We start from the raw sequence: 7,031 nt of genomic DNA on the forward strand, positions 1-7,031 counted from the left end.
CCCATTCGCAGACGTGCGAACGGGCGGATCAGTGGCTACATCAGACTCAGGCTTTTGGCAGCGCCAAACCCTGGCCCATCTGCACTGGCGAGCCAGCCGCCAGTTCTTCAGCCCACTTCACTTGATCCGGCCCGAACAGCACGATCGCGGTCGAACCCAGCTTGAAACGGCCCAGTTCGGCGCCTTTTTCCAGATGAATCGGCGCGCGGGCGGCTTCGTCGTAGCGGAAGGTTTTCAGCTCGCGTTTCGGCGGCGTGACCAGGCCGGCCCACACGGTTTCGATCGAAGCCACAATCATCGCGCCCACCAGAACAACCGCCATCGGGCCGCGTTCGGTGTCGAAAATGCACGCTACGCGCTCGTTGCGGGCGAACAGCTCCGGGACGTTTTCGGCGGTGGTCTGGTTGACCGAGAAGATCCGGCCCGGGATGTAGACCATTTCACGCAGGGTGCCGGCCAGCGGCATGTGTACGCGGTGGTAGTCCTTCGGCGACAGGTAAATGGTGGCGAAGTCGCCGCCCATGAACGGCGCTGCGTTTGCCGCGTCACCGCCGAGCAGTTCCAGCACGCTGAAACTGTGGCCCTTGGCCTGGAACACCCGACCGTGTTCGATCGGGCCGAGCTGGCTGACGGCACCGTCGGCCGGGCTGAGGACTGCGCCCGGGGTTTCGTCCAGCGGACGCGCGCCGTCTTTCAGGGCGCGGGTGAAGAACGCGTTGAAGTGCTCGTAGGCAGTCAGGTCTTCAACCAGTGCCTGCGACATGTCCACTTGATAGCGCTTGGCGAACCACTGGGTGAACGCATTCTTGAACCAGCGCACGCGGCACTCGGCAATGCAGCCGGCCAGGCGCGACAGCAAATGATGAGGCAGCAGGTACTGGCTGAGGATAAACAGACGCTCTTTCATTAGTTGTCCTTAAAAACCTTAAATCTCGACAGGCGTGTCGGGGTGGTTGCCCCATTCGCCCCAGGAACCGGCGTAGCCTTTGACTCGCGGATAACCGAGGGACTTGGCCACCAGATAAGTGAAACCCGACCGGTGATGGGTCTGGCAGTGGGTAATGATTTCTTTGTCCTTGGTGATCCCCAGGTCTTCGAGGATCTGCGGCATGTCAGTGCGAATGCGTAACTGACGCGCCTTGTCCATGCCCGCCGTCCATTCGAAATTGACGGCGCCGGGAATATGGCCGGCTTTGGCGGCCAGGACCTTCTCGCCGGAGTATTCCAGCGGCCCGCGTGCATCCCAGATCGCCAGGTCGGCGGCGCCGAGACGGCTTTGCAGGTATTCGCGCGTGGCGGTCGGTTCTTCGTGCAGCGTCAATGCCACCGGACCACCGGCGGCAGGAGGTACCTGGATCGACATCGGCATGCCATCGGCCAGCCACGCCGGCAGACCGCCATCGACATAGTGGTACTTGTCGTGACCGATCACGTCGAGCAGCCAGATGAAGCGTCCGGCCCAGCCGCCGCCCTCGTCGTCATAGACCACGTAGACCGCGTCCTGGCGATGGCCCAGCTCACCGAACAACGCTTCCAGATCGGCTTTGGCCGGCAACAGTCCCGGCGCCGGTGGCTGGCCGAACTGGGTTCGTTTCGGATCGACAAACCGCGCCCCGGGAATGTGTCCTTCGGTGTAGCGGGCGGCACTGGTCAAGTCCACCAGAATCAGATCGCTTGCCTCGAGCCTGGGGAGCAGGTCGCTCGGTTCGATCACGAGCGGCAAGCCAGAGAAGTCAGACATGTGAGGTCTCCAGAGCACAAAGTGGGGGATTGTAGCGCAGCCTCATCGGCCACGGCTGCTAAAGCTGTGCAGGGCTTTTTCGATGCATTGCGCGGTTTTGCCAAAGGCTTGCACGGTGATATCGGCGAAGGGGCCACCGCCCTGATCGGCGACGACGATCATGATCACCCGGCCATTGTTGACCAGTGAGCGCAGGAACAGGTGCTCGCCACGAAACAGAGAGCGCAGGTTCGGCGGCAGCAGGGCAGAGAATTGTCCATCGTTTTGCGGGTTGATCCGTACCTGCGCCTGTTGCGCGAGCAGCCGTTGCAGGACTTTGCTCTGACTGACCACAAAGTTCAGCGCCCCCGCTTCTTTTGGCAGGCCGAAGGTCTGGTGCACGCGCAGATTGGACTGGGTGCGATCGGCCATCAGGATCATCACCCGATGCATGCCGCTGGCGACCAGGGCGTCACGGGCGGCAACGGTCAGGCTCATGGCATTGGTGAAGCGACTCGGCTCGGCCAGCAGTTCGGCGCATTGCCGGCGCCACTGCGTCAGATCTTCGGCGCTGGGGGCGGCGGCCGGGAGCATTCCGGCCGGCAAGCGATGAGTGCCCCACGGCCATAGCAGCGAAACGGCCGGGTGCCACAGATCCGGCAGCGCATGGTGACGCGCGCTGTTGGCAGCCTGTTGGTGCAATTGCTGCTGCACCTCGTCCATCGAAATTTGCAGATAAAGGCTGGTCAGGTACTGCCAGCGCTTACTGTGCGGACTGTCCCACGCCTGTTGCGCCGACAGCGCCAGCCCGTTGGCCAGCAGCACGGTGTTGGCCGGCTGATTGAGCCAGCGGCGCAACGTCGGATCATCGTCCAGACGATTTTGCTGACGTAACGGGTGCTCGCTGTCGCGGGCGATTCTAAGGACCTTGACCAATTCGCGGCGCTCGCCGAGCAGCAATTTGTAGCCTTGTTGCACCCAGACCGGCAGGTGCCATACGTGCACCAGCGCCTCTGCGATTTTCAGCAGGCGCACGCCGAACAACTGTTTCTCGACAGTGCGCGCCGACTCGCCCTTGTGGATAACCCGCAGTTCCCACTCTTCAAGCAACTGTGGATACGTCAGCGCCAGCGGCCACAACGGCGAGAGAAACAGCAGACTGCCCCAATGAATGTCCTGCCACAGCCGCGCCAGGCGACTGGCAAAAAAACCGTTGGCCTGTTGCGTGGCGTGTTGGCTGATCATTTGCAGTTGCCGCAGGGCCTTGGGAATCTGCATCTGCGGTTCGGCAGGCAGGCGTGCCAGCAGTTCTTCGGTGCGGGCGAGGCCGAGACGGTTGATCGCCACTTCGAGATTTTCCGCCGGTGTGCTCATCGTGCCGTGGGTGTGACGATTTGCCTCACGGATGATGCTCAAGGCCAGCGCCGGGCTGTCCTGCATCAGGTCAGCGATGTCGCGCAGAGAACTGCGGTTGTCACGAATGGCCCGGCAGACTTTGTCGTGAGCGTCTTGCGGCACGGGCAGGCGCACGCTATCGAGCCATGTCACCCAGCCTTCAAGGGTGGTCGGTTTTACGTGTGGGACGTTCGTTTCATTAGCCATGTCTGGACGAGATCTTCACTGACTGTAGACGCGCCCGGCATGGGCTAAATTGGCTTTTCGCCTGAACTGGCTATAGTCTGGCGCAGTTTTGCCGATAAGTAGAAGAAGAGATTTTTTAACTTCCGAATATGACCTTGAACCCGACTTAAATAAGTACTTTCTACCTATGGCTAAAATTATCGGCATCATCGTCGTATTCGCGAGCGTGCTCGGCGGATACGTGCTCTCCCACGGCAAGATTGCCGCCCTGGTCCAGCCCTTCGAGGTGATGATCATCGGTGGTGCGGCACTGGGTGCATTCCTCCAGGCCAACCCCGGTTACATGACGATGCACGTGCTCAAGAAATCCCTGAGCATGTTCAGTTCGCGTTTCAGCCACACCTTCTACCTGGAAGTGCTCGGCCTGATCTACGAGATCCTCAACAAGAGCCGTCGCGAAGGCATGATGGCCATTGAAGGCGACATCGAAGACGCCGCCGCGAGCCCGATTTTCGCCAAGTACCCGGCAGTCCTTAAAGATGAACGCATGACCGCGTTCATCTGTGATTACCTGCGCATCATGTCCTCCGGCAACATGGCTCCCCACGAGCTCGAAGGCCTGTTCGACATGGAGCTGTACAGCCTCAAAGAAGACCTTGAGCACCCGTCCCACGCGGTAAACGGCATTGCCGACGCCATGCCGGGTTTCGGTATTGTCGCGGCGGTACTGGGTATCGTGGTGACCATGGCATCCTTGGGTGAGGGCGATCAGAAGTCCATCGGTCTGCACGTCGGTGCGGCGCTCGTGGGTACCTTCTTCGGTATTCTCGCCGCGTACGGTTTCTTCGGCCCGTTGGCGCATTCCCTGGCCCACGATGCCAAGGAAGAACTGAACGTCTACGAAGCCATCAAGGCCTCGCTGGTGGCTTCGGCTTCCGGCATGCCGCCATCGTTGGCGGTGGAGTTCGGTCGCAAGGTGCTGTACCCGGCGCACCGTCCAAGCTTTGCCGAGCTGGAACAAGCCGTTCGCGGTCGTTAAGCCATGGAAAATAATCAGCCGATAATCATCAAGCGCGTCAAGCGCATAGCCGGTGGGCACCACGGCGGGGCATGGAAAATCGCCTTCGCCGACTTCGCCACGGCAATGATGGCGTTCTTCCTGGTGTTGTGGCTGCTGTCCACCGCAACGCCGGAGCAGAAGATCGCCATCGCCGGCTATTTCAAAGACCCGGTCGGCTTCTCTGAAAGTGGCACGCCTTACATCATCGATCTGGGCGGTACACCGACCCTGGCCCCGGAAAATACCCTCAACCCCGAGGTGAAATCCCAGCCACAACCGGACAAGGTCACCGTCGACACCGATCAGGTCGAAGGCATGGCCGAGCAGGTCGAGAAGGAGCGTCTGGAACTGCTCCTGCAAGAGTTGCAGAACAAGGTCGACGAAAACCCGCAACTGCAGAAGTTCAAGGATCAGATCCTCTTCGAGATCACGCCGAACGGCTTGCGCATCCAGATCATGGACGCCGAGAACCGGCCGATGTTCGACTCCGGTTCCGCACGTCTGAAGCCGTACTTCGAAGACATCCTGCTGGCCATGGCCGACACCATCAAAGCGGTGCCGAACAAGATCAGTATCAGCGGCCACACTGACGCCCAGCCATACATTGGCCGTGGTGATTACGGCAACTGGGAACTCTCGGCCAACCGTGCCAATGCCGCTCGCCGCGCATTGGTCGCTGGTAGCTATCCGGAGGAGCAGGTGGCGCGAGTGGTGGGTTATGCCTCGTCGGCGTTGTTCGACAAGGAGAACCCGTTCAATCCGGTCAACCGCCGCATCGACATTGTCGTGCTGACCAAGAAGGCTCAGGCAGCCATCGAAGGTGCGCAAGGTGCCGAACCGGCGAAACCGGCAGAGCAAGGGCAAAATGGTGCCGTTGCAACGCCGCCGGTCGATCCGAACGCACTGCCGGCCGATCAGCAACCGGTGCCTGCCCACGAGTTGCGTGAACGGTTGAACCTGTTCGACGACGCGGCACCGAAACCGGCCGAGCCGGGAAGTGCGGCGCCGGCGCCGACAACGCCCCCGGCGACTGCACCGGCCCCCGCGCCGAAGCAGTGACCCCTAAAAAGCCACGGTAACCGTGGCTTTTTTGTGCCTGCCTGCGTCGCATTGACCAATCGCAGTTTTCGCATTCACGGAAGATCAGTTATGGAAAGAGTCAAAGCCTATTTTCAGCGGCACGGCCACGCCCCCTTCAAGTTTGGTGAGGGGCGGGTCAGTGGTTATATCTCGGCCACGCTCGGGCTGTTGAGCCTGCTCGCGGTGTTGTGCTTCCTGTTTCCCGAGTGGCTCACCACTGCTGAACTGCGCAAGGTCTACGACGAACAGTTTGCGCGTACCACGCTGTTGCTGGGGCTGGTGCTGTCGTTCAGCCTCGGTACCCTGAATATCCTGCTCAACAAACGCAAGCGTCTGGGGATCACCGGGCTGGTCGCGTCGGGGCTGGCGGTATTTCTCGGCGGCACCAACGTGCAGGTCAGTGCAATCGGGCAGACCCCGTACTCGCTGGGTCTGGACTGGTTTGTCCTGGCGCTGCTGGTCTCGGCCATCGTGTTTATTCCTCTGGAAAAACTGTATGCCAAGGACCCCGAGCAAAACATTCTGCGACCGCACTGGCGCACTGACCTGACCTACTTTTTTGTCAGTCACATGCTGGTGCAATTCATCCTGATTTTCATCACCGCTTCGTCGAGCTACATCGCCGGTTGGGCCGTGTCGCCGGGCTTTCAGGCCAGCGTGCAAAGCCTGCCGCTGGTGGTGCAGTTCCTGCTCGCGGTGCTGGTGGCGGACCTCGGTCAGTACTGGCTGCATCGGCTGTACCACGTTGTACCTTTTCTGTGGCGCCTTCACGCCGTGCATCACTCCAGCACGCACATGGACTGGCTGGCCGGATCCCGCGTGCATTTCATCGAAATCCTGCTGACCCGCACCGGCGTACTGGTGCCGCTGATGCTGCTGGGCTTTGCGCCGCAGGCGTTGAATGCCTATGTGATTCTGGTCGGCGTGCAAGCCGTACTGGCCCACGCCAACGTGCGGATCAAGGGTGGCTGGCTGAATTACCTGATCGTGCTGCCGCGCTACCACCACTGGCACCACGCCCGGCACAAGGACTACATCTACAAGAACTACGCGATCCACACGCCACTGGTGGACATGCTGTTCGGCACCTTCAAGCTCCCGCCGAAAGAATGGCCGGTGCGTTATGGCGTATTTGGCAAAGAGCTGCCGGGCGGGATTGTGCAGCAGCATCTTTATGCGTTTAAGAAGCCTGAGCCGAAGTAGGGCAGGTGGATGTGGAGGAGCCGCGTTGATCGCGGCTTTTTTACGTCTGTTGAACGGCAGGCTGTTGTAAAGGAAATGTCCTTCCGATTTTGAAGAATCCCCCTACAGCTATCTTTTTTTCGCCTCGTTACTGTGCCCGCCAGTTCTCGCGAGCACAAACCAGGGACGGTTTCGACATCGCGCTCTTTTCCTCTTTGCTTAAGGATAAGCGTATGTTCCGGCCGGCCAATGCGGCGCATTTCTCGTTGCAGATTCCTGCGATCCGTCACGACTTCAAGGTGCTGGCCTTCAGCGGCACCGAAGCAATCAGCAACCTTTACAACATCCACATTGAACTGGTCAGCGAGCACCCGGATTTCGATCTGGAGAGCTTGCTCAGCCAACCGG

General features: G+C 60.3%; 6 protein-coding genes. 3 read left to right on the forward strand and 3 right to left on the reverse strand.

From position 1 onward, the window contains the following. Positions 1 to 46 precede the first annotated feature (46 nt). From asd to AACY02_RS13190, 3 genes are read right to left on the reverse strand one after another with little or no spacing between them, the layout of a single operon-like run. Positions 47 to 907: an archaetidylserine decarboxylase gene (gene asd / locus AACY02_RS13180; RefSeq protein WP_339432308.1), complete on the reverse strand. Its 861-nt coding sequence runs from the start codon at positions 905 to 907 to the stop codon at positions 47 to 49. A gap of 18 nt (positions 908 to 925) precedes the next feature. Further along, positions 926 to 1,741: a thiosulfate sulfurtransferase gene (gene rhdA / locus AACY02_RS13185; protein WP_339432309.1), complete on the reverse strand. Its 816-nt coding sequence runs from the start codon at positions 1,739 to 1,741 to the stop codon at positions 926 to 928. 42 nt (positions 1,742 to 1,783) lie between these two features. Further along, positions 1,784 to 3,322 carry an HDOD domain-containing protein gene (locus AACY02_RS13190; RefSeq protein WP_339432310.1) on the reverse strand — a complete coding sequence of 513 codons (1,539 nt, stop codon included), beginning with the start codon at positions 3,320 to 3,322 and terminating at the stop codon, positions 1,784 to 1,786. A gap of 166 nt (positions 3,323 to 3,488) precedes the next feature. Between AACY02_RS13190 and motA the strand changes: the two genes are divergently transcribed. The 3 genes from motA (at position 3,489) to AACY02_RS13205 (ending at position 6,644) form a co-directional block, all read left to right on the forward strand. Then, positions 3,489 to 4,340, forward strand: a complete 852-nt coding sequence (gene motA, locus AACY02_RS13195; RefSeq protein ID WP_339432311.1) for a flagellar motor stator protein MotA — start codon at positions 3,489 to 3,491, stop codon at positions 4,338 to 4,340. 3 nt (positions 4,341 to 4,343) lie between these two features. Further along, positions 4,344 to 5,420: a flagellar motor protein MotB gene (gene motB / locus AACY02_RS13200; RefSeq protein WP_339432313.1), complete on the forward strand. Its 1,077-nt coding sequence runs from the start codon at positions 4,344 to 4,346 to the stop codon at positions 5,418 to 5,420. A gap of 90 nt (positions 5,421 to 5,510) precedes the next feature. Beyond that, positions 5,511 to 6,644 carry a sterol desaturase family protein gene (locus tag AACY02_RS13205; RefSeq protein ID WP_339432314.1) on the forward strand — a complete coding sequence of 378 codons (1,134 nt, stop codon included), beginning with the start codon at positions 5,511 to 5,513 and terminating at the stop codon, positions 6,642 to 6,644. Positions 6,645 to 7,031: the final 387 nt, after the last annotated feature.

The organism is Pseudomonas sp. EA_65y_Pfl2_P78, from assembly GCF_963970495.1.
GTDB classification, from domain to species: domain Bacteria; phylum Pseudomonadota; class Gammaproteobacteria; order Pseudomonadales; family Pseudomonadaceae; genus Aquipseudomonas; species Aquipseudomonas baetica_A.